The sequence below is a fragment of the Streptomyces cupreus genome (assembly GCF_014257025.1).
Classification (GTDB): Bacteria; Actinomycetota; Actinomycetes; order Streptomycetales; family Streptomycetaceae; genus Streptomyces; species Streptomyces cupreus.
Genome location: NZ_JACMSF010000016.1, coordinates 80,576 through 103,104 on the forward strand (window position 1 = coordinate 80,576; position 22,529 = coordinate 103,104).

The following is a 22,529-nucleotide window of genomic DNA, read 5'->3' on the forward strand; positions in this document are numbered from 1 at the left end:
TTCCGCAGGTGGGAGAGGGTTGAACGGTCATCGTACAGATGTTCGAGTTTTGGTCTATGGTGGGGGTGAGGCAGTCGGGAACTGATGTTCGATATCGGAGGTGTGGATGCCCGGGTTCACGCATCTGCACACCGTCTCCGGGTTCTCCCTGCGCTACGGCGCCTCGCATCCGGAGCGGCTGGCCGAGCGCGCCGCCGAACGGGGCATGGACGCCCTGGCCCTCACCGACCGCGACACCCTCGCGGGCACGGTCCGCTTCGCCAAGGCCTGCGCGAAGGCGGGGGTGCGCCCGCTGTTCGGCACGGAGCTGGCGGTGGAGCGCTTCGAGCCCGTGCGGCCCATGCGAGAGGAAAAGCGCCGCGCCCCCGTCCGTGGAGGCGCCTTCATCGATGAGTCGACACCCCGTGTCGCCTTCCTCGCCCGGGACGGCGCCCGCGGCTGGGCCGACCTCTGCAGAATCGTCACGGCATCGCATACCGGCGAGGGCTCACCGCTGCTGCCCTGGGCCGCCAACCGGGGCGACGGCCTGACCGTCCTGCTCGGCCCCGACTCCGACGTCGGCCGCGCCCTCGCCGCCGGCCGCCCCGACCGCGCGGCCCGGCTGCTGGCCCCCTGGCGGGAGGTCTACGGCGACGCGCTGCGCCTGGAAGCCGTCTGGCACGGTCGCAAGGGCACCGGACCCGGCTCCCTGCGGCTGGCCGCCCGTACCGTCGGTTTCGCCGCCGAGCAGCGAATCCGGCCGGTGCTCAGCAACGCCGTCCGCTACGCCGACCCCGGCCAGGGCCCGGTCGCCGACGTCCTGGACGCCGCCCGCCGGCTCGTCCCCATCGACCCCACCAAGGAACTGGACTCCGGCGAGGCCTGGCTCAAGGACACCGGCGCCATGCTGGGCGCCGCCGAGCGGATCGTGGAGGCCGCGGGCTTCAGGCGCGACACCGCCCACCGGCTGCTGGAGCAGACGCGGGCGACGGCCGCCGAGTGCCTGGTCGACCCCGAGGACGACCTCGGCATCGGCACCGTCCACTTCCCCGAACCGCACCTCGTCGGCGCCGGGCGCCGCACCGCCCAGCGGGTGCTCGCCTCGCGGGCGGCGGCGGGGATGGTGCTGAAGGGGTACGCCGACCAGCGCGCCTACTGGGAGCGGATGCACCGGGAGCTGGACATCATCGCCCACCACGGCTTCGCCACCTACTTTCTGACAGTCGCTCAAGTAGTCGACGACGTACGGGACATGGGCATCCGGGTGGCCGCGCGCGGCTCCGGCGCCGGCTCGCTCGTCAACCACCTCCTCGGCATCGCCCACGCCGACCCCGTCGAACACGGGCTGCTGATGGAGCGCTTCCTGTCCAAGCGCCGGCTGGTGCTGCCCGACATCGACATCGACGTGGAGTCCGCGCGCCGCCTGGAGGTCTACCGCGCGATCATCGACCGGTTCGGCACCGAGCGGGTGGCGACGGTCGCGATGCCGGAGACGTACCGGGTGCGCCATGCGATCCGGGACGTGGGCGCGGCCCTGTCCATGGACCCCGCCGACATCGACCGCATCGCCAAGTCCTTCCCGCACATCCGCGCCCGCGACGCCCGGGCCGCGCTGGAGGAGCTGCCCGAGCTCAAGGCTCTGGCGGGGGAGAAGGAGAAGTACGGGCGGCTGTGGGAGCTGACCGAAGCCCTCGACGCCCTTCCGCGCGGAGTCGCCATGCACCCCTGCGGAGTGCTCCTCTCCGACGCCTCCCTGCTCGCCCGTACGCCGGTCATGCCGACCAGCGGCGAGGGGTTCCCCATGTCGCAGTTCGACAAGGACGACGTCGAGGACCTCGGGCTGCTCAAGCTGGATGTGCTCGGGGTGCGGATGCAGTCGGCGATGGCGCACGCGGTCGCGGAGGTGGAGCGGGCGACCGGGGAGCGGATCGACCTGGACGGGGTGGCGCCGGGCGATCCGGCGACGTACGAACTCATCCGCTCCACCGAGACGTTGGGCTGCTTCCAGATCGAGTCGCCAGGGCAGCGGGATCTGGTCGGGCGGCTTCAGCCGGCCACCTTTCACGATCTCGTCGTCGACATCTCGCTCTTCCGGCCCGGTCCGGTCGCCGCCGACATGGTGCGGCCGTTCATCGAGGCCCGGCACGGGCGGGCGCCGGTCCGCTATCCGCACCCGGACCTGGAGGAGCCGCTGAAGGGGACGTACGGAGTCGTCGTCTTCCACGAGCAGATCATCGACATCGTCGACATCATGACCGGCTGCGGACGCGCCGAGGCGGACCAGGTGCGGCGCGGTCTCTCCGACCCGGAGTCGCAGGGGCGGATCCGGTTCTGGTTCGCGCAGCACGCGGCGGCCAAGGGGTACGACGCGGAGGCGATCCAGCGGACCTGGGAGATCGTCGAGGCCTTCGGGTCGTACGGCTTCTGCAAGGCGCACGCGGTCGCCTTCGCCGTGCCGACGTACCAGTCGGCCTGGCTGAAGGCGCACCACCCGGCCGCCTTCTACGCCGGGCTGCTCACGCACGACCCCGGGATGTACCCGAAGCGGCTGCTGCTGGCCGATGCGCGGCGGCGGGGGGTGCCGATCCTGCCGTTGGACGTGAACCGGTCGGCGGTCGCGCACCGTATCGAACTGGTGTCTGAATCCCCTTCGGTGTGGGGGCTGCGGCTGGCTCTCTCCGATGTGCACGGCATCAGTGAGGCCGAGGCGGCGCGGGTCGCGGACGGGCAGCCGTACGCCTCGCTGCTGGACTTCTGGGAGCGGGCGCGGCCGAGTCGCCCGCTCGCCCAAAGGCTGGCGCAGGTAGGTGCGTTGGACGAATTCGGCGCCAACCGGCGCGATCTGCAACTGCACTTGACCGAGCTGCACCGGGGAGCGCGGGGTGCGGGCGGCGGCCAACTCCCTCTGGCGGGCGGGCGGAAGACCGCGCCCGCCGGACTGCCCGATCTGTCCTCCGCCGAGAAGCTCAGCGCCGAGCTGGGTGTGCTGTCCATGGACGCCTCGCGCAATCTGATGGACGACCACCGGGAGTTCCTGGCGGAGTTGGGCGTGGTCAGCGCGCGCCGGCTGCGTGAGGCGCGGCACGGGGAGACGGTGCTGGTCGCGGGCGCCAAGGCGGCCACCCAGACGCCGCCGATCCGGTCCGGCAAGAGGGTTATCTTCTCCACCTTGGACGACGGTACGGGCCTGGTCGACCTCGCCTTCTTCGACGACTCCCACGACGCCTGCGCGCACACCGTCTTCCACTCCTGGCTGCTGCTGGTGCGCGGGGTCGTCCAGCGGCGCGGGCCGCGCAGCCTCAGCGTGGTGGGTTCCGCCGCCTGGAACCTTGCCGAGCTGGTCGAACTGCGTGCGGAGGGCGGCCTCGACGTGGTCGCGGCGCGGCTCGCGGAGCCGGTGCCCGAAGGGAGCGGCGACTCCACCGGCGGTCGGCGCATCCATATGCCGACGGGATACGAAATGCATCCGTGGGCCGATCTGCGTCCTGCGGGTCAGGAGCCCTCGCAGATACGGAAGTTGTGGCATCAGAGTCCGGGGAGTGCGGGATGACCATTCTCTGCGTACGTTTCCAACTGCCGCCGATGTACGAGGCGGCGCTGCCCGGGCTGCTCGGGTTGCTGGAGGAGTTCACGCCCGTCGTCGAGGCGTTGCCGCCGGACGGGGCGCTGGTCGATCTGCGGGGCGCCGAGCGGTACTTCGGGCGCAGCGCGGTGGAGCTGGCCTCCGTGATCCGGGTGCGGGCGCTCGCCCTGTACGGCGTGGACTGTGTGATCGGGGCCGGGCCGGGGACGATGCTGGCGCGGATGGCGCTGCGGGAGGCTCGGCCCGGGGTGACGTGTGTCGTGCCCGAGGAGCGGGACGGCGTGGTGGAGTTCCTCGCGGACAAGCCTGTCACCGCGCTTCCGGGGGTCGGGGCGGCCACGGCTCGCATTCTGTGCGAGTACGGGCTCGACAGCCTCGGTCGGGTCGCCTCGGCGCCGCTTTCCACGCTTCAGCGGCTGGTCGGGGCGAAGGCGGGGCGCGAGCTGCATGAGAAGGCGAGCGGGGCGGATCGTGGGCGGGTGGTGCCGAACGGCGTTGCCCGGTCTCTTGTCACCGAACGGCCCTTTGAGCGGGACGAGTTGGATCCCGATCGGCATCGGCGTGCGCTGGTCTCGGCGGCGGAGGAGCTGGGGGCTCGGCTGCGGGCGCTGGACAAGGTGTGCGGGACGCTGACGCTCACCGTGCGGTACGCGGATCGCTCCGCGACCTCGCGCAGCCGGGTGCTGAAGGAACCCACCGCGCACTCGGCTGCGCTGACTCGGGTGGCGTACGGCATGTATGAGGGACTGGGGCTGCAACGGGCCCGGGTGCGGGCGCTCGTGCTTCGGGCGGAGGGGCTCGATCCTGCGGAGCAGGCCTCCTACCAGCTCAGCCTTGATCCGGTCGATGAGAAGGTGCGCAGGATCGAGGAGGTCGCGGACCGGGTGCGGGCGAAGTTCGGGCCTCGGGCGGTCGTGCCCGGGGTGCTGGCGGCATGAGCCTCACGGGTCAGTTCGCCCACGGGGGAGCGATACGGGTGCCGTCGGCCAGGTCCGCCGTCAGGCCGATGGATGTGGTGACCCAGGTGAGCGCCGTCTGATCGGTCGGGTTCTCGACGGCCAGCGTCGAACCGGCGTTGATGATGAGTGTGTCTCCCGCCGCGAGGTCGTCCGTGCGGTCGTCCAGAGTGACGCGCAGGTTGCCGATCAGGACGTGCAGGATCTCCTCCTTGTTGACCGTGTGCGCGGGCGCCTTCGTACCCGGCGGGACCTCGCCGCGCCAGGCGCACAGCTCCTTGCTGCCGCTGCGGGGTGTGGCGTACGAGACGAATCGGGCGCCGTGGATCTCGTGGGTGACGGCATCGGACGAGCGGATCACGGGCATGGCTCTCCCCCAGAAAAATGGTCAAGTAGGTTGACTAGTTCGGCCCTCCCTATGGTCAAGCAGCTTGACCGAATCGTCAAGGGTGTTTGAATGCCCCCGTGCAGAACTCCGAGGCCCTCTCCCTGTCCTTCGCCCTGCTCGCCACCGCGGGTGAGCTGGTGCGACGCATCAACGACGGTGTGGTCGCGCGCGGTTTCGAGGGGAGGTCCGCCTACGGGTTCGCGTTCACGCGGATCGCGGCGGGCGGGGCCACCGTCTCCGACCTCGCCGGGCATCTCGGTGTCACCAAGCAGGCCGCGAGCCAGCTCGTGGACGAGCTCGTGCGCAAGGGGTACGTCGAGCGGCGGCCCCATCCGCGGGACGCGCGCGCCCGGCTCCTCGTGCTGACCGAGCGCGGGTGGGCCAATACGCGGGCCGCGGAGGAGGCGGCGGCGGACGTCGTGCGGGAGTGGAGCGCGCTGGTGGGGGAGGAAGAACTGCGGGCGCTGGGGCGGCAGTTGCTGCGCATCGCCCCCAATGGCCCCATCCGTCCCTCCTGGTGACAGGTCATCACTTGCGTAGCAGACCATGGTCGGATGTCACTAACTATCACTGGAAGTTTTACTGACGCGTAACTTCCCCCTTGAACTACTCGTCCGTAACTTGACAAGTGAACCAGCATCCCGTGATCCGGATCACAGGGCGTAAGGCCATCGCAACTCCCTTGAGCCGCAAGGAGATCACCCGATGCTGCCCTGGAAGAGACTGTTCAGACCCCTGACCGCGCTGCTGCTGACCGCCGCGATCGCCGTCGTCCCCGCCGCCACGGGCGCCCAGGCCGCCGAGGCCACTGTGACCTCGGAAAGCGGCTGGAACGACTACTCCTGCAAGCCGTCCGCCGCCCATCCCCGCCCCGTCGTCCTGGTGCACGGCACCCTCGGCAACTCCGTCGACAACTGGCTGGGCCTCGCGCCGTATCTGACCAAGCGCGGCTACTGCGTCTTCTCGCTCGACTACGGCCAACTGCCGGGCGTGCCGTTCTTTTACGGCCTCGGCCCGATCGACAAATCGGCGGAGCAACTGGACGCCTTCGTCGACAAGGTGCTCGCCGCGACCGGCGCCGCCGAGGCCGACCTCGTCGGTCATTCGCAGGGCGGCATGATGCCCCGCTACTACCTGAGGTTCCTCGGCGGAGCGGCCGAGGTGAACGCCCTCGTCGGCCTCGCGCCGGACAACCACGGGACGAACCTGTCCGGCCTGACCAACCTGCTGCCGTACTTCCCGGGCGCCGAGGACCTGCTCTCCACCGCCACGCCCGGACTCGCCGACCAGATCGCCGGCTCCGCCTTCCTCACCAAGCTGAACGAGGGCGGCGACACCGTCCCCGGCGTCCGCTACACGGTCATCGCCACCAAGTACGACCAGGTGGTCACGCCGTACCGCAGCCAGTTCCTTGAGGGGGCGAACGTGCGCAATGTCCTGCTCCAGGACCTGTGCCCGGTGGACCTGTCCGAGCATCTGGCGATCGGGCTGTTCGACCGGATCGCCTTCCATGAGGTGGCCAACGCCCTCGATCCAGCGCGGGCGACGCCCACCACCTGCGCATCGGTGTTCAGTTGAACGCCGCCGGGGCCTGACCGGCCTGAGCCGCCGCTCAGGCCCCGGAGTTCCGGGGTCAGCGGCCGTGTCGGTCGCCGTTCACCGCACGCCGCCGGACCGACATGAACAGGGTCGCCGCGCCGAGCGCCAGCGCCGCCGCGCCGCCCATCGCGATGTACGGGGTGCTGCTGTCACCGCCGGTCTCGGCGAGGTTCTCCGTGACACCGGCCGCCTTGGGCCGGTTGGCGGCGGTCGGCTCCGCCGATGTGCCGGCGTCCTGGTCGCCGTGGCCGTGGTGCTCGATCGTCGACTCGTCGGCGCCGTCCTCGATCTGCTCCTCGGAGGGCGCGGAGGCGGTGGGCGCGGCGGAGTCGCCGGGGGTGGGTCCGGTGCCGCTGCCGCCGCTCGCGCCGCCGAAGGTGACGTCCGAGCAGGAGTAGAACGCCTCCGGGCTGTCCGAGCGCTGCCACACCGCGTACAGGACCTGCTTGCCGGAACGCTTCGGCAGGGTGCCGGAGAAGGTGTAGAAGCCGCCGGACGCGGCCGGGTCGGTGACCGTCGCCACCGGGTTCTTCAGATCCAGATCGTCCCAGGCCAGCGGCTGGGCCGGGTCGTAACCCTCCTTCGTGATGTACACGTTGAAGGTGCCCTTGTGCGGGGCGGTCACGCGGTACTTGAAGGTGTACGAACCGCTGCTCACGCCGGTGGCCGGCCAGTCGGCGCGGGCCAGGTCCAGGCCCTTGAACTCGTCGTTGCCCGCGCTGCACAACTCGCCGTCGGCGATCAGCTCCTGGTGCCGCCCGCCGGCGTCGCCTATCCGGATGCCGTTCCAGTCGTAGAGCGCCTGGGTCCCACCGGCCGCGACGGCCGCCTTGCAGGCATCGGACTTCGGGCTCTCAGGACCCTCCGCGTAGCACTGCGACACCCGGCTGACCGGGTCGCCCATCGAACCGTGCGCGGAGGCGGGCGCGGCGGCCAGCGCGGTCAGAGCGAGCGGCGCGACGCCGACCACGGCGACGGAGGCAGCGGTGGCGACCCTGCGGCGTGCGGGCATGAGGAACTCCTGGGAAACGGTCGTCGGTTGCTTGTCCGGCCCCGTGGGGGCGATCAGCAAGCTAGCCCGAGAAGACCGCGAAATCGCCTGCTGGAGGCGGGTGATGGAGATCCTTATGGTCGCGTTAAGGGAGTGCTCAGACTGCGATCAGACAGGTACGGTCCGAGCCATGGCAGACGACGAGATCCGACCCGCGAACGCCGCCGACGTGGCGGCCGTGAAGAGCGTGACCGACGCCGCGTACCACCACTACATCGAGCGGATCGGCCGTGTGCCGCAGCCCATGGAACGGGACCACGCGGCGAATGTGGCCGCGGGGCGGGTGTTCGTCACGGGAGAGCCCGTGATCGGCCTCGTGGTGGTCGAGGAGCACGAGGACCATCTGTACCTCGACAACATCGCCGTCCACCCCGACGCCCAGGGCACGGGTGTGGGCCGGCGGCTGTTGGAGTTCGTGGAGGCACACGCGCGCGTGCGGGGGCTGCCCGAGGTCAGGCTCTACACCAATGCCAAGATGTGGGAGAACCAGAAGATCTATCCGCAGTTCGGCTACGAGTTCGTCGAACGCCGGGTGGACGGCCCCTACGACCGCATCCATTACCGCAAGCGTCTGGACTGAGTTGTCGGTCAGCCGTCCGGCCACCATGTTCGTGCGATGTCCTTGCGGACCTCCGGGCGTCCCCCGGGGCGCTCGTCGGCCTCCTCGCCTGTCATCCGGCGCGAGTCCGTCTTCTTCAGGGGCTTCTGCACGGTGATGCGGCGCATGGCTGCCTCCTTCAGTGCCTACCGAGTTCCGCGTTCTCACGGAGGTAGACCCTTTCGGCGAGGGTTCCTCATCGGTGGCGTTCTGTCAGTGGCCGTTGTCACGATTCGACTGTCAGTGGCGTGTGTCACTCTCGGCCCTATGGCGAACGACAGCGACAGCACGACTGCGCCGGGTGTCGACTGGGACTCCGCGGCGGCCTCCTTCGACGACGAGCCCGACCACGGCCTGCGCGACCCCGAGGTGCGCCGGGCCTGGGCCGGACGGCTGCGCGACTGGCTGCCCGGGCGGCCGAGCGATGTGCTCGACCTCGGCTGCGGCACCGGCAGTCTGTCGCTGCTCGCGGCCGAACAGGGACACCGGGTCACGGGGGTGGACCGGTCCCCGGCCATGGTCGACCTCGCCCGCGCCAAGCTCGCCGGGCGTGACGCCGCGTTCTTGGTCGGTGACGCGGCGGCGCCGCCGGTGGAGGAGCGGTTCGACGTCGTGCTCGTACGGCATCTCCTGTGGGCGCTGCCAGACCCCGGGCGCGTACTGCGGCACTGGCGGGGCCTGGTGCGCCCGGGAGGGCGGCTCGTCCTCGTCGAGGGCGTGTGGGGGACGGTCAGCCCGGTCGGCATAGCCGCCGACCTGCTCACAGGTCTCCTCGCTCCGCTCGCCTCGCATGTGCGCGTGGAGCGACTGTCCGGCGACCCGCTGCTGTGGGGGAAGGCCGTGGACGACGAGCGGTACGCGGTGGTGGCGACGATGTGAGCGGCTCAGGTCAGCAGCGACTCGAAGTCGCCCTTGAGCGCCAGGGCCTCCAGTTCGTCCAGGGCGGCGACGGCCGCCGCCGCGGCTTGCGGATCGCGCTCCTTGAGACCGCTCTCCTCGAACTCGTCCTCGTCCAGCCGTCGTACGTCCGTGCCGTCGGCCGAGCGCCACAGGTCCAGGTCCAGGTCCTCTACGACCAACTCCGTGCCGGAGAAGGCCGCCGGGCGTGTGATGTCGCAGTACCAGCCCTTGAGCGTGCCGTCCGCGGTGCGGACCTCCTTCACGGAGTACCAGCGGTCCCGCCAGTAGTGCTCGGTGAAGACGTCTCCCCGCTCGAAGCGGACGAAGCCGAAGTCGCGGGTCTCGTCACCGGCCCAGGGGGCGCGGACGGTGATACGGGTGCCGTCGTCCAAGAGGAGCTCCGCCGGGTAACCGATCTTCGTACGGCCGCCCTTGACCAGGACGACGTCCACCATCGCCCCGGGCTCAGCCGAGTTCACGGACATAGCGCACCTCCGTCGCACAGACTTCGTATCCGAACCACTTGTTGATCGCGAGCATCGGCTCGTTGCCGGTGTCGTTGCCCGTGAAAGCCTCCGTGTAACCGGCCGCGCGCGCCCGGTGCAGGGAGTCGTTCTTGGCGAGCCTGGCCAGGCCCCGGCCGCGGAAGGCGCGGGCCGTGCCGGTCATGCCGGTGTTGTACCGGGTGCCCCCGTCCGTGCGGGCGGCGGTGAAGGCGGCGGGCACTCCGTCGACGAGGGCGATCGTGGTCAGCTCAAGGCTCGTGAGCGGGTGCCACCAGGTCTCCTCCAGCCAGGCCTCGTAGTCCGTGAGCTCGGCGGCGCCGGCCTCGCTGGGTTCGTCCGCCGTCGTCTCCGCGTCCAGTTCGAACACCGGGCGCGGATTGTCGGCGAAGTCGGATGCGGGGCGCAGTTCCACGCCGGGCGGCAGGTTTTGGAGCGGCGGAAGCGTGCCGTTCGCGAGGTCGAGCCGCAGGAAGTGCGCGGAACGGCCCGCCCGGTAGCCGTGCGCGTCGGCGAAGGCGCGGTTGCCGGGCTCGTCCAGCACCCAGGCCAGCAGCCGGTTCGCGCCCAGGCAGGCCAGGTACTCCTCGGCGGTGCGGACCAGGAGCGTGCCCGCGCCGCGGTGGGTGCGGTCCGGGCGTACGTACACGTTGACGAAGCCCTGGACCGGCTCGGGGTTCTCGTGGAGCAGGCCGACCTGCGCGGAGCCGATGATCTCGCCGTCCTCCTCGGCGACGAGGGGGCGATAGCGGGCCTCGGGATGGAAGTGGGCCAGATCGTGGGCGAGGGAGTCCGGGGTGATGAGGTAGAAGGGGAGGGCGCTGTGCCGGACGGCGGCGAAACCCTCCAGATCGGCTCGGACTTCGGGCCTGATCTCGCGCACGATGACAGTCATGTGGTCGCACGCTACGGGCGGAGCACGCCGTGTGCCTCTCATTTTCCCGCGGGTACGGGACAATCGGTCCGTGACCTTGAAGATCCACATCGATGACAGCGCGCCGCCGTACGAGCAGGTGCGGGCGCAGATCTCCGAGCAGGCGCGGACCGGGGTGCTGCCGGTGGGGTACCGGCTGCCCACGGTGCGGGGTCTCGCGGGGTCCCTGGGGCTCGCCGCGAACACGGTCGCCAAGGCGTACCGGGCGCTGGAGACGGACGGGGTGATCGAGACCCGGGGCCGCAACGGCACGTTCGTGGCCGCCGCCGGCTCGGCCGCGGAACGGGAAGCCGCGTCGGCCGCTCAGGCGTACGCGGAGCGTGTGCGGCGGCTGGGGCTGGCCGAGGGGGAGGCCCTGGATGCCGTACGAGATGCTCTGCGGGCGGTGTACGAGGACTGAGGGGTCAGTGCGCGGGGACCTCATCGGGTACCCGCGTCACCGTCAGCCCCGCCTTCGTCGCCACCCGGGCGAACGTCACCGCGTCCCTCACCGCCGCCCCCTCCGGGTCGTTGTTGAAGTACGCGTACACATCCCGGCTGTCGGGCCACGTGTCCGCGATGCGGCTCGCCCACGTCGCGAGGGACTGTCGGCCGTAGCGGGGCCACGGCTGGGCCCGGCCCTGGTGGAAGCGGACGTAGCCCCAGTTCGTGGTGCGCCACAGTGGGGTGACCGGGCGGGCCTGGATGTCCGCCCAGCACAGGGCCGCGCCACGCGACTCCAGGACCTCACGCACCGACCGGGTCCACCACGAGTCGTGCCGCGGCTCCACCGCCACCCGTGTGCCGGACGGGAAACAGGCGAGGCAAGCGTCCAGCAGGCCCGGGTCTCCGTGCAGCGTCGGGGGGAGCTGGAGCAGCACCGGGCCCAGGCGGTCGCCCAGACCCGCGGCGTGGCTCATCAGCCGCTCCACCGGCTCCTCCGGGTCCCGCAGGCGCTTGATGTGCGTCAGGTAGCGGCTCGCCTTGACCGCCACCACGAAGTCCCCGGGCACCCGGTCCCGCCACGCCTCGAAGTTCTCCCGTGACGGCAGCCGGTAGAACGCGTTGTTGAGCTCGACCGTCGTGAAGCGTTCCGCGTACTCCTCCAGCCAGAGCCGCATCGGGCAGCCGGACGGGTACAGGACGTCCCGCCAGTCCTTGTACTGCCACCCCGACGTACCGACGTAGAGGGTCATACCTTCATGAAAGCACTACAGGTACAGGCCCGCGTCCGCCCCGCCCCGCGGCTCCGGCAGTGAGGTCGGGGATGTGCCACGGCGCAGCGCGTACAGTTCCGCGAGGGTGGCGCCCTCGCGGCCCACGCCCTCCTCGGCGCCCAGCCAGCCCACCGCCTCCGCCCTGGTCAGCGGGCCGACCTCGATACGGGCCAGACAGCGGCCGGGGCGGACCACGGCCGGGTGGAGGCGCTCCAGGTCCTCGTTGGTGGTGACGCCGACCAGGACATTGCGCCCCTGGCCGAGCAGGCCGTCCGTGAGGTTGAGCAGCCGGGACAGCGCCTGGCCCGCCGTGTGCTTGGCCTCGCCGCGGATCAGCTCGTCGCAGTCCTCCAGGAGCAGCAGCCGCCAGCGCCCCTTGCCGGTGCCGTCCTCCTCGCCGATCGCGATGTCCATCAGATAGCCGACGTCGCTGAACAGCCGCTCCGGGTCCAGCACGCAGTCCACCTGGCACCAGTCCCGCCAGGAGCGGGCGAGGGTGCGCAGCGCGGAGGTCTTCCCGGTGCCCGGCGGGCCGTGCAGCAGGAGCAGCCGGCCCGCGATGTCCTCGGGGGTCGTCTTCATCAGGCGGTCCATCGCGTCCGCCACGGGTGCCGTGTAGTTGGCGCGGATCTCCTCCCACGTGCCCGCGGAGATCTGGCGGGTCGTGCGGTGCGGGCCGCGCCTGGGGGAGACGTACCAAAAGCCCATGGTCACGTTCTCCGGCTGCGGCTCGGGCTCGTCCGCCGCGCCGTCCGTGGCCTGGTCGAGAACCTTCTTGGCGAGGTCCGCGCTGGTCGCGGTGACCGTGACATCGGCGCCGCGGTTCCAGCGGGAGACCAGCAGGGTCCAGCCGTCGCCCTCCGCGAGGGTCGCGCTGCGGTCGTCGTCGCGGGCCATGCGCAGCACCCGGGCGCCCGGCGGCAGAAGCGTCGCGCCGGAGCGTACGCGGTCGATGTTCGCCGCGTGCGAGTATGGCTGCTCGCCCGTCGCGAAGCGGCCGAGGAACAGCGCGTCGACGACATCGGACGGTGAGTCGCTGTCGTCGACGTTGAGCCGGATCGGCAGAGCGTCGTGTGGGTTCGCAGACATGTCGCCATGATCCGCCACGAAGGCCCTTCGCGCACTGGATTTCCCCCGGAGGCCGTTCATCGAAAATGCGCCGGGACTGTTCACCGCCGAAACCTGCCCGCGCGCCCGTCACCCCCGTTACCGTTGCCCTCGATGGGACGACATGGGTGGAATTCGGGGGCACGGCGGTGGCGGCTCACCGCGCTGCTCGGTGTGGGCGCGGCCGCTCTGGCCCTGGTGGTGACCCTGCTCAACACACTGCCCGGCAACGGCGCGAGCACCCAGGGCACCACACGCGACGGCGACAAGGTCCACGGCACCCCGACCGCCACGCCGAACGCCACGAACCCCGAGGTGGGCTGGGGGTTCACCCACACCCGGTTCAGCGCCGACGAGGGCGACGCGGCCGCGGTGGAGCGGGTCGAGCGGCGACTCCCCGAAGGGATACCGCAGATCCAGCACATCATGGGCTGGGGCGCCGACAACCCCGAGCCGGTGAAGGGGCGTTACGACTTCGAGGCGATGGACCGCCGCATCGACTTCGTCCGTGCCTCGGGCGGCACCCCGGTCGTCACCCTGTGCTGCGCCCCGGACTGGATGAAGGGCGGCGAGGCCGGCGTCGACAGCACCGACTGGAGCCAGGCGGCCCTGGAGACCGCGCCGGAGCCCGAGCACTTCGACGACTTCGCCGCGCTCGCGGTGACGGTCGCCAAACGCTATCCGGACGTACGGCACTTCGTCGTCTGGAACGAGTTCAAGGGCTTCTGGAACGACGCCGAGGCCCGCTGGGACTACGAGGGCTACACCGAGCTGTACAACCTCATCCACCGGGCGCTGAAGAAGGTCAACCCGGAGATCATGGTCGGCGGTCCGTATCTGGTGATGGACAGCCTCGATCCGCGCGAGGAGCACGCCTCCCCGACCTTCAAGGGCAGTTGGGGCGCGATGGACCGACGCGTTCTTGACGCCTTCTCCTACTGGAACGAGCACAAGGTCGGCGCGGACTTCGTCGTCGTGGACGGCTCCAGCTACACCCGGGACGACGAACTTCTGCCCGACGAGTTCGCGGCGACCGACAAGTTCACCGCCGTAGGAGAGTGGGTGCGGCGGCAGACCGGTGGGGAGCTGCCGTTGTGGTGGGCCGAGTACTACGTAGAGCCCGCCGACGGCGACGACAACCGGCACGGCTGGTCGGAGACCCGCCGGGCCGCCGTCCACGCCGCCGGACTGATCGCCATGGCCAAGGGCGGCGCCACCTCCGGCTTCTACTGGAACCCCGAGGCCGAGAACGGCACCGAATGCCCCGGCTGCCTCTGGACGCCCACCAGCGGCGAGGACGGCGGGCAGAAGCTGCCCATGTACGACCTGCTGGCCCGGTTCGCCGCCGAGTTCCCGCCGGGCACCGAGTACCGGGAGCTGACCGTCGCCTCGCACGTACGCGTGCTGGCCACGGACAGGACCGCCCTGATCGTCAACACCCTCGACCGGTCCACCGAGGCGACCGTCGACGGCAAGCGCATCAAGCTGCAGGCCTACGAGGTCAGGTGGCTCGACCGCGAAGCCACCTGAACCCCACCGCGGTCCTCAGTTGATCGTCAGGAACCGCTGCACCAGCGCGGCCAGCAGCACCGCCAGCAGCGGCAGCGAGAACCAGAAACTGCCCTGGAGCCAGCGCAGTTGGCGCACGCTCGGCCGCACCGCGACCCTGACCACCTCGCGCGCCGCCAGCAGCACGATCAGCGCGAGCGCCGCCAGCGCCCCGACCACCGACCAGGGCGTCCAGGTCACCTGCGGCCCGATCGGACCGGGATCGGCCTTCGGCACCTCGCCCGCCGGCTGCTTGCGCAGCGCGTACATGGTCACGTCCTCGTTGACGAACACCTTCCTCAGCTCCTGGCGCCGGTCCAGGTTCTGGATGAGCCGAGGCTCCCAGCTCTCCGAATAGCCGACGTCCATCCGCAGATAGGTGACCTGACTGCGGTTGATCATCAGATACGAGTTCGGACCCGCGTCCTTGAGCGCCTTGACCAGGCCCGACACCAGCACCGGGTCCACCGGCGCCGGCGTCGGCAGATACTCGACCTTCTCCATGTCCCGCGCACCCCACGGCATCGACGGCGTCACGACGTTGACCGTGTCGTTGCTCAGCCACAGCAGCCGCACGCTCGGATCGTCATGGGCGTACACGTACTCCATGGCAGCGACCTCGCCGGGCCGGATCCGCTCGAACGGCTCGTTGCCCCAACGGGCCACCAGGAAGCCGCCCATGAGCACCAGGCCCGCCATGAACGCGGCCAGTGGAGCGAGGCTCACCCGGTCCTTGTCGCGCTCCTTCGCGGTGACGCCGGTACGCGGGAAGAGGGCGAGGCCGGTCAGCAGGGCCGCGCCCGGCAGCGCGAACATGAAAACGCGCAGCGCCATTTCGCCGCCGTAACTCTGCATGCCGAAGCCGAGGAACGGGACGAAGGTGAGGACCAGCAGGGACCGCTCGCGGTACTTGTGGTCGCGGCGGCGCCACCAGCCCCAGCAGGCCATGGCCATCACACCGCCGGCCAGCAGCACGCGCGTGTACAGCACCAGTTTGTGGGTGGAACTGCCGCCCTCGATACGGCCGGAGACCGACGAGGAGACATTGGAGCCGACGCCGCCGACGCCGCCGAAGAGCTCGTCGAAGTGCCCCGACCAGTACGGCTCGGCCATGAAGCCGATCCAGGACACCACCATGACACCGAACAGGACGGGCAGCCCGCGCAGTTCGCTGCGGCCGACCAGCACCAGCACCGCCAGCACGCCGAGCATCACGAACGGGGTCAGCTGATGGGCCGGCACGCTCGCCGCGAACAGCCCCATGACCACCAGCAGCAGCACCGCCCGCTGCCGCCGGTCCGTCGGCTCGACCTCCAGCTCACCCGGCCGCACCTTCGTCCAGATCACCCGCGGCGCCCGGAACCACACCAACAGGATCGCCGCGAACACCAGATACAGCACATAGGTGAACCCCTGCGGCGAGAAGTAGTCCTGGCCGACCCAGCCGCTCAGCACGAACACCCAGATGCCGGTCCACCGGGCCCGCCAGCTCGCCCGCATCGAGCGGGTCAGCAGGAACATCGGGACCAGATACAGCAGTTGCATGGTCAGCGGCCACCAGCGGATGACCTCGGTGAGATCCGAGACCCCGCAGGCCTGCGCCACGAACGCGGCCACCGCGAAGAAGCCGGGCCAGCTCCAGCGCGCGTCCAGGTCCGGTACGGCGGACCCGGTGCGGTCGATGTGGTCGAGGAACCCGAGATGCTGCCAGGCCGTGGCGAACCGCGGCTCGGTCTCGATCAGCGCGGGCAGGGCGTGCAGCGATACGACGGTCGCCAGCAGCGTGACCAGCAGCAGCGCCCGGTGCTCGCGGCCCAGCCAGAGCAGCGAGGCGAAGACCGTGACCAGCAGCCCGGCGCCGATCAGCGTCGGCATGGGCAGCACGGAGATCAGCCCGAGCCCGCCCATCTCGTCCAGATCGGCCTCGCCGAGCCGCAGCGCGGGCACCCAGTACAGCAGCAGCGCGGCGGTCAGCAGACAGCCGAGGACCACACCGAGCCGGGTCGGCGACAGCCCCGCCCCCACGGGAGGTTCCTCGGGCTCGCGCGCCTCCTCCCGTACCGCCTCCGGCACCGCCGGTACGACCGCCTTCTCCTCCGCCTCGAAGGGCGCGTCCACCTCCGGCTCCCGCTTCTCCACGGGCAGCCCGACGGCCCACGTCGGCCGGTGCTCGACCCCCTTCACCGCGGGCAGACCGGTGGGCGGGGTGCCAGGTCCGGGACGGACGTCGGGGCGGCGGTCCAGGTGGTCGAAGTCGACGTGGATGCCGAGGGTGAGGGTGTCGCTGTCCAGCGCCCAGACGGGCCCGCGCCCCCGCGCCCCCTCGGCCGGCTCGCGCCTCCCCAGGTCGGCGAGGTCACCGTCGGGCGCCAAGCCCTCGGGGATCTCGGCCGGCGCGGTCATCACGGTCCGGTACAGCTTGGGCGCCGCGATGGCCACGATCACCGCCAGTGCGCAGATCTCGGCGACACCCGCGCCGGTCAGCCCCATCCGGGGGAGCAGCAGCAGGGTCAGCCCGAGCACCAGCGCGCACAACAGACCCTGGAGCCAGGCCAGTCCCGCGGTGCGGCTCTGCGCGCGCAGCACCGCGAAGTACGTCTCCATCACGACCCGCAGCAGCCCGCCGATCGCGAACCAGCGCAGCAGCGGGGTCGCCGCGTCCGCGTACCCCGTGCCGAACACACCCAGGATCCACGGCGCCCCGAAGAACAGGATCGCCGCGACCGGGATCATGATCTTCGCCATGCGCCTGAGCGCGGCCCGGGTGTTGGCGGCGAGCCGGCTCGGGTCGTGCGAGCCCTCGACGGTCAGCGAGGCGCCCATGTTGATGGCGAGCAGATTGACCGTGCCGCCGATCGTCGCGGTGATGTAGAAGTACGCGTTGTCCTCGGAGCTGACCTGCGCGGCCACGATCACGGGGATGAGATAGACCACGGCGAGCGAGAACAGCGAGCCGGTGTAGTCGCCCGCGAGGAACTTGCCGACCTCCTTCAGCGAGGGCGGCTTCGCGTGCTCCTCGGTCGACTTCACATGCCGTGGCACAAGACGCCGGAACACCAGCCAGCCCAGCGGCAGCACCGAGATCGCGATGGCCGCGACCCAGGAGACGAACACCCCGGTCGTCGGGATCGCCGCCGCGAAGGCGACCAGCAGGCCCAGCTTCACCGCGGAGAACGCGGTGTTGCCCACCGGCACCCACAGCGCGCTGCGCAGCCCGGTCAGCACCCCGTCCTGGAGGGTCAGCAGATTCCAGGCGACGACGGCCACCACGAAGCCGAGCCCGTTGACCGGACCGTCCAGGAACCGGTACGAGGGCCCCCACACATCCAGCGTGACCAGGAAGACCCCCGCGGCCAGCGCCACGACCACCGAACTGCCCGCGTATGTACGGAAGATCAGCCGTCCCGTGGCACGGCCCGCGATCGGGATGAACCGGGCCAGCGCGCCGGTCAGGGTCACCGCGGTCAGGCCCGCGAGGAACTTCATCGCGGCGATCGCGGCGGAGCCCTGGCCGACCGCCGACTCGGAGTAGTAGCGGGCCGCGGCCAGCCAGAAACCGAGACCGAGTACCGCGGAGATCCCGGTGTTGAGCATCAGGGCATAGGCGTTGCGGAACAGCTGGCTGCCGCGCCCCGACTGCTCGGGCGCCTGGGCGGCGGGCTGCGCGGCCTCGGTCGTGGTCGTCGTGTCAGACACGGGTTCGGATGGCCTTCCGGCGTATCTGTCGGGCTCTGCGGACCATGGCGTAGCCCTTGGTGAGGGCCAGGTCCCGGGCGAATGTACGGGTGATCGCGCGGCCCTCGACCAGCCGCTGGAACTCCTCGGCGCCGGTGCTGCGCCGCACGGTGACCCGGCGCAGCGCGTACGGCCCCTGCCGGCGCCGGGCGAGGCCGTTGCCGACGGCGAGCGCCTGGGCGTACCCCGTCTCGCGCACCGCCTCGCGGACCCGGCGGCTGGAGTAGCCGTACGGGTAGGCGAACGAGGCGGGGGCCGTGCCGAGCTGGTCCGAGACGATCTCCTTGCACAGGATCAGCTCCCGGCGCAGCGCGTCGTCCGGGAGCTGGTCGAGCTGGGGGTGGGTGTGGCTGTGGCCGCCTACCTCCACTCCGGCGGCGGCCAGTTCGCGGACCTGGTCCCAGTCGAGCATGGTGTCCAGGGCGCCGCCGGTGTCGTACGGGCCGCGCAGCCAGCCGGTGGAGACGAACAGCGTGGCGGGGAAGCCGTGCTTGGCGAGCACGGGCAGTGCGTGCCGGTGCACGCCCTCGTAGCCGTCGTCGAAGGTGACCAGGACCGGGTGTGCGGGCAGTGGGCAGCCGTGGCGCCAACAGGCGGCAAGATCCGTGGTGCTGACCGGGCTGAGGCCCAGGTCGGCGATGACCGCCATCTGCTCGGCGAACGCCTCGGGCGTCACCGACAACCCACGGGTGGCGTCGTTCGGCTCGGACGACACCGCGTGGTACATGAGGATCGGCACGGCGGCGTCACTCATCACCGAGCCGCTACTCATCCCCGCCCCCCTCGATCGCCGCCACCGAGTAGGTGGCGCCGCCCCTGCGCGCCCGGACACTCCCGACGACATACCCACCGGCCGCGGTGAGCACCCCGGCGACGATCGCGCCCGCCCGGCCCGCGCCCCCCGGCCGGGCCAGTACCGCGTCCCGCAGTCCGCGCGCCACCCCGGCGGGCAGCACCCGGGTGGCGTACCGGCGCTCCGACTCAAGTCCCTTGTCCGCGCCGACACTCCGGGCCACCAGCGCCTTCGACAGGCCCTCGGCGTAGGCACGCGTGCGGAAGTACCCGAAGTGCTCGCGTGCCTCGGGTACCCGGTGGTGGATCACCGCACGGTCGTCGATCAACAGGACGGCGTCGGGTCTGGCCCGGGTGAGCCGGATGCACAGCTCCGTCTCCTCGCAGCCCAGCGGCCGCTTGTCGCCGTCGCGTCCGATGCCGGTGGCGAAGCCGCCCGCCGCGTCGAACGCGGTACGCCTGAAGGAGGCGTTGCCGCCGAGGACGTTGCGCACCCGGACCCGGCCCGGTGGCAGGCCGCGGTAGGTGCAGCCGACCACCCAGTCGAACTCCTCCGGGAACCACGCCGGACGGCGGCCCGAGGCCCAGATCGGCTCGGTGCGTCCGCCGACCGCCATCACCCGCGGGTCGGCGTACGACGAGGCGAAGTGCCGCAGCCAGTCCCGCTCGGCCACGGCGTCGTCGTCGAGGAAGGCGATCACCTCGCCGTAGGAGGCGGCGATACCGGTGTTGCGGCCGGCGGACAGGCCGCGGGGACCCGCGTTGGCGAGCACCCGCACGTCCGTGGCCTCCTTGTACTCCTTGGCCAGACGCTCCCTGAGGAGGTCGTTGTGGTCGACGACCAGCAGCGTCTCCAGCGCCGGGCGGGACTGCGCCCGCACCGAGGCGACCGCCGCGAGGATGTCCTCCCAGCGGTCCTCGGTGTACACGCAGATCACGACGGAGATGTCGGGACCGCTCAAGACACCTCTCCCCGGACCGAGTCGAGCATCGGGGAGCGCTCGGCGCGGCGGCGCAGATCCCGCCGGTTGGAGCGTTCCTTCAGGATCACGTTGAGCACCCGGAACCCGTCCCGCACCGCGCGCAGATTGCTGGTGCCGTGGATGCGGAGGTACTCGTGGCTCGGTATCTCCTGCACCTTCAGACCCGCCTTGACCACCCGGATGTTCATCAGGGTCTCCACCTCGAAGCCGGTGCAGTCGAGGTCGATCTTGTCCAGGCAGTGCCGCCAGAAGGCGTTGTAGCCGTAGCACAGGTCGGTGTAGCGGGCGCCGAACTTGCGGTTCACGATCGTGCACAGCGCCCAGTTGCCGAGCTTGCGGATGAAGGTCATGTCGTCGGTGCCGCCGCCGTTGGCGAAGCGGGACCCCTTGGCGAAGTCGGCGCCCGAGACCAGCGCCGAGACATAGCTGACGATCTCCTGCCCGTCGGCGGAGCCGTCCGCGTCGACCATCACGATGATGTCGCCGGAGCAGGCCTCGAACCCGGTGATCAGGGCATCCCCCTTGCCCTTGCCCCGCTGCTCCACGACTTTCACGTCCGGCCACAGTTCGCGGGCCACGTCGACGGTGTTGTCGGTTGAGTTGCCGTCGACCAGCACCACTTCGTGGATCCAGTCCGGCAGGGTCTTGAAGACGTACGGAAGGTTCTCCGCCTCGTTCATGGCCGGGATGACGACGCTCACCGGCGGCGCGATCGCCAGATGCGAGGAGACGGGCCGGTACGCCCCTGCTGTGCGGTACTTCTCGCCCGTGGCCGCCGGGCGCAGAACTGAGTTCATGAGTCTGGTCCCTCTCGTCCGGTGGACCGCCCGCCCCTGGGGCGGCCCGGCTGTGTGTCCGGTTCGAAAGGGGGGTTATTCACTGGCATAACTCACCGGCTCCGCCAAGGCGACAGCCGATTGCGCGGCACGCCTCGGTCGCGCGCACCTCCAGTACGCCGGCCGAGTGCGGCACCCCCCTACCGCGCCCCGCGCCGATGCCACCGCGGCCCTGAGCCCTCCCCTGGTCCGCGTAAGTGGTGGTCCGATGCGGGTGAGATGTACGACGGTATTGACTATTGCGTCCTTATGGCAAGACCTGGAACCAGGCCTCACGTTTTTTGTTGGTTTATCCGTTACTTCCGACCTGAGCGGATCTTTCCCACCCGCTTGAGCAGGCGGTCGGCGGGCTCGAACAGCTCCGGCCGGGACACGACGACATTGCGCAGGGCCCGCACCGGGGCACGGCGTGCCCGATGCCCGAGCGCCACCGGGTGACGCCGGGTCACCCACCCCTCGGCCACGCTGAGCTCGCGTGACTTCAGGGAGTCCTTGTATTCCTTCTGGCCCCGGCCGAGGTCCAGATAGGCGATGCCGTCGGCGGCGGCCGCCTCGGCCATCCGCAGATGCAGCACCAGACCGGGGGAGTACTTCGAGAACGCCGGGTCGTACGCCGGGAACCAGCAGGCCAGCACCCGTTCGGTACGCAGCCCGAAGTGCGCGGCGATCGGCTTGTCCTCCGCGTACAGCACCGACAGGACCCCGGCGAACGACTCGGTGCGGGTGTGGAACAGCTGCTCCACAAGCCGCGTGATCCAGTCCTGGGCGAAGCGGTCGCTGCGCCCGGTCCTGCGGTACTGCGCCGACTTCCAGCCCATCAGGGTGCGCAGCGCGGCCGGGTCCCGCTCGTCGTGCACATACCGCACGCCGGGGTGGTCGCGCCCCAGCTTGCGCTCCTTGGCGAGCGTGGTCCGGGTGAACTTGGGGGAGCGCTCCCGAAGTTGGCCGAGATACACCTCGTACCCCTGGTCCACGTCCATGACCGGCGAGGGGAACGAGCCGGTGGCCTCGGCCCGGAACCCCGTCTGGCCCTCGACGAGGTGGTCGAACTCCCACACCGCGAGCCCACAGGCCCGCAGCAGTTCCCTGGCGTCCCAGGTGAACCCCGGCCGGTGCACCACGCCCTGGGCGTCGGAGACCCCGAGCCCGATGGCCCGGCCCACGCCGGCGGCCGTTCTCTGGTACGGGAAGAACGCGGCGGGCTCGCCCGACTCGCGTACGACCGCGATCCGCACGCCGCTGCGGCAGCGGCCGACGGCCAGCGCGAACTCGGGTGACAGGAACGGGTTCGCCAGCTCGGGCGACCCGTTGAGATGGGCCTTGGACTGCATCGCCGTCCACGCCGTCCGGTCGGCGGCGGTCAGCTCGCCGGGACGGTACACGCTGATGTCCACGTCAGGGATTCCGCCTTCTTTCCGTACGGCCGCGCAGCCGCCGTACCAGAACCAGCAGGAAGATCAGGGAGCTGAGCGCGGTCACGGCCACGATGCCGCCGGTGGCCGACCACTGGTGCGTGGCCAGCATCCCCTGGGCCACCAGCATGTCGACGACGACCGCGCCCGCCAACGAGGCGAGCGTCCGGCCGAAGGGATCGAGCCCGCGCAGGGCGGCGGCGATGGCCGCGGCCGGTGTCGCGAGCAGGAAGAACAGCGTGAGCGGGCCGCGCAGCGGTGAGTCGCTGTCGGCGAGTGCGAGCAGCGCGCCGGCCGCCCCCACGGCCGTCGCGGCGCCCGCCAGCAGCGGCGCCAGGTCCCCCGGTCCTGGTCGCGCGCGCTGGGCGCCGTCCGTTGAAGATGTCTTCAGCCTTAACGTCTGCATTGGCGACTTTGCCCCCCGAAGCG

General features: G+C 70.9%; 21 protein-coding genes. 8 read left to right on the forward strand and 13 right to left on the reverse strand.

What is annotated here, in order from left to right:
• Positions 1-106: 106 nt before the first annotated feature.
• Positions 107-3,529, forward strand: coding sequence for a DNA polymerase III subunit alpha (locus tag H4N64_RS17120; RefSeq protein WP_186283195.1), 3,423 nt, complete (start codon positions 107-109; stop codon positions 3,527-3,529).
• Positions 3,526-4,500 carry a DNA polymerase Y family protein gene (locus H4N64_RS17125; protein ID WP_186283196.1) on the forward strand — a complete coding sequence of 325 codons (975 nt, stop codon included), beginning with the start codon at positions 3,526-3,528 and terminating at the stop codon, positions 4,498-4,500. Before H4N64_RS17120 ends, H4N64_RS17125 begins: the two co-directional genes overlap by 4 nt.
• Positions 4,501-4,510: 10 nt before the next feature.
• Here the strand turns inward: H4N64_RS17125 and H4N64_RS17130 are convergent, their stop codons facing one another.
• Positions 4,511-4,885 (reverse strand): cupin domain-containing protein, encoded by a 375-nt coding sequence (locus H4N64_RS17130; protein WP_186283197.1) that lies wholly within the window; start codon positions 4,883-4,885, stop codon positions 4,511-4,513.
• Between the two features lie 98 nt (positions 4,886-4,983).
• On the opposite strand from H4N64_RS17130, the gene H4N64_RS17135 reads away from it, so the two are divergent.
• Together H4N64_RS17135 and H4N64_RS17140 are read left to right on the forward strand one after the other, a co-directional pair.
• A complete protein-coding gene (locus H4N64_RS17135) occupies positions 4,984-5,427 on the forward strand; it encodes a MarR family transcriptional regulator (protein ID WP_186283198.1) in 444 nt (147 codons plus the stop codon).
• 184 nt (positions 5,428-5,611) lie between these two features.
• Positions 5,612-6,484, forward strand: coding sequence for an esterase/lipase family protein (locus H4N64_RS17140; RefSeq protein ID WP_186283199.1), 873 nt, complete (start codon positions 5,612-5,614; stop codon positions 6,482-6,484).
• Positions 6,485-6,539: 55 nt separating this feature from the next.
• Here the strand turns inward: H4N64_RS17140 and H4N64_RS17145 are convergent, their stop codons facing one another.
• Entirely contained in the window at positions 6,540-7,517 is a 978-nt protein-coding gene (locus H4N64_RS17145; protein WP_186283200.1) for a lytic polysaccharide monooxygenase auxiliary activity family 9 protein, read from the reverse strand.
• Positions 7,518-7,686: 169 nt separating this feature from the next.
• On the opposite strand from H4N64_RS17145, the gene H4N64_RS17150 reads away from it, so the two are divergent.
• Positions 7,687-8,136 (forward strand): GNAT family N-acetyltransferase, encoded by a 450-nt coding sequence (locus tag H4N64_RS17150; protein ID WP_186283201.1) that lies wholly within the window; start codon positions 7,687-7,689, stop codon positions 8,134-8,136.
• A gap of 8 nt (positions 8,137-8,144) precedes the next feature.
• On the opposite strand, the gene H4N64_RS17155 is transcribed toward H4N64_RS17150, so the two are convergent.
• Entirely contained in the window at positions 8,145-8,282 is a 138-nt protein-coding gene (locus tag H4N64_RS17155) for a hypothetical protein (protein WP_186283202.1), read from the reverse strand.
• A gap of 139 nt (positions 8,283-8,421) precedes the next feature.
• Between H4N64_RS17155 and H4N64_RS17160 the strand changes: the two genes are divergently transcribed.
• A complete protein-coding gene (locus tag H4N64_RS17160; protein WP_186283203.1) occupies positions 8,422-9,033 on the forward strand; it encodes a class I SAM-dependent methyltransferase in 612 nt (203 codons plus the stop codon).
• Between the two features lie 5 nt (positions 9,034-9,038).
• Here the strand turns inward: H4N64_RS17160 and H4N64_RS17165 are convergent, their stop codons facing one another.
• Together H4N64_RS17165 and H4N64_RS17170 are read right to left on the reverse strand one after the other, a co-directional pair.
• Complete coding sequence (locus H4N64_RS17165) at positions 9,039-9,539, reverse strand: ribonuclease FAU-1 family protein (RefSeq protein WP_186283204.1); 501 nt, start codon at positions 9,537-9,539, stop codon at positions 9,039-9,041.
• Positions 9,520-10,452 (reverse strand): GNAT family N-acetyltransferase, encoded by a 933-nt coding sequence (locus tag H4N64_RS17170; RefSeq protein ID WP_186283205.1) that lies wholly within the window; start codon positions 10,450-10,452, stop codon positions 9,520-9,522. The genes H4N64_RS17165 and H4N64_RS17170 overlap by 20 nt, the downstream gene beginning before the upstream one ends.
• Positions 10,453-10,522: 70 nt before the next feature.
• Between H4N64_RS17170 and H4N64_RS17175 the strand changes: the two genes are divergently transcribed.
• The gene (locus H4N64_RS17175) at positions 10,523-10,891 is read left to right on the forward strand and encodes a GntR family transcriptional regulator (protein WP_186283206.1); all 369 of its coding nucleotides are present in this window, start codon (positions 10,523-10,525) and stop codon (positions 10,889-10,891) included.
• A gap of 4 nt (positions 10,892-10,895) precedes the next feature.
• Here the strand turns inward: H4N64_RS17175 and H4N64_RS17180 are convergent, their stop codons facing one another.
• Positions 10,896-11,666: a DUF72 domain-containing protein gene (locus tag H4N64_RS17180; protein ID WP_186283207.1), complete on the reverse strand. Its 771-nt coding sequence runs from the start codon at positions 11,664-11,666 to the stop codon at positions 10,896-10,898.
• Between the two features lie 15 nt (positions 11,667-11,681).
• A complete protein-coding gene (locus H4N64_RS17185) occupies positions 11,682-12,776 on the reverse strand; it encodes a DUF5925 domain-containing protein (RefSeq protein ID WP_186283208.1) in 1,095 nt (364 codons plus the stop codon).
• Between the two features lie 132 nt (positions 12,777-12,908).
• On the opposite strand from H4N64_RS17185, the gene H4N64_RS17190 reads away from it, so the two are divergent.
• The gene (locus H4N64_RS17190) at positions 12,909-14,324 is read left to right on the forward strand and encodes a GH39 family glycosyl hydrolase (protein ID WP_186283209.1); all 1,416 of its coding nucleotides are present in this window, start codon (positions 12,909-12,911) and stop codon (positions 14,322-14,324) included.
• Positions 14,325-14,339: 15 nt separating this feature from the next.
• Here H4N64_RS17190 and H4N64_RS17195 read toward each other — a convergent pair whose 3' ends face one another.
• The 6 genes from H4N64_RS17195 to H4N64_RS17220 all read right to left on the reverse strand — a co-directional run bounded on the left by H4N64_RS17195 (position 14,340) and on the right by H4N64_RS17220 (position 22,506).
• Entirely contained in the window at positions 14,340-18,038 is a 3,699-nt protein-coding gene (locus H4N64_RS17195; protein WP_186283210.1) for a polysaccharide biosynthesis protein, read from the reverse strand.
• Complete coding sequence (locus H4N64_RS17200) at positions 18,031-18,831, reverse strand: polysaccharide deacetylase family protein (protein WP_186283211.1); 801 nt, start codon at positions 18,829-18,831, stop codon at positions 18,031-18,033. Before H4N64_RS17200 ends, H4N64_RS17195 begins: the two co-directional genes overlap by 8 nt.
• A gap of 10 nt (positions 18,832-18,841) precedes the next feature.
• On the reverse strand, positions 18,842-19,831 hold the full coding sequence (locus H4N64_RS17205; RefSeq protein ID WP_186283212.1) for a glycosyltransferase family 2 protein: 990 nt from the start codon (positions 19,829-19,831) through the stop codon (positions 18,842-18,844).
• A complete protein-coding gene (locus H4N64_RS17210) occupies positions 19,828-20,649 on the reverse strand; it encodes a glycosyltransferase family 2 protein (protein WP_186283213.1) in 822 nt (273 codons plus the stop codon). Before H4N64_RS17210 ends, H4N64_RS17205 begins: the two co-directional genes overlap by 4 nt.
• A 335-nt stretch (positions 20,650-20,984) precedes the next feature.
• Positions 20,985-22,082 (reverse strand): GNAT family N-acetyltransferase, encoded by a 1,098-nt coding sequence (locus tag H4N64_RS17215; RefSeq protein WP_186283214.1) that lies wholly within the window; start codon positions 22,080-22,082, stop codon positions 20,985-20,987.
• Between the two features lies 1 nt (position 22,083).
• Positions 22,084-22,506, reverse strand: a complete 423-nt coding sequence (locus tag H4N64_RS17220; RefSeq protein ID WP_222109049.1) for a hypothetical protein — start codon at positions 22,504-22,506, stop codon at positions 22,084-22,086.
• Positions 22,507-22,529 lie beyond the last annotated feature (23 nt).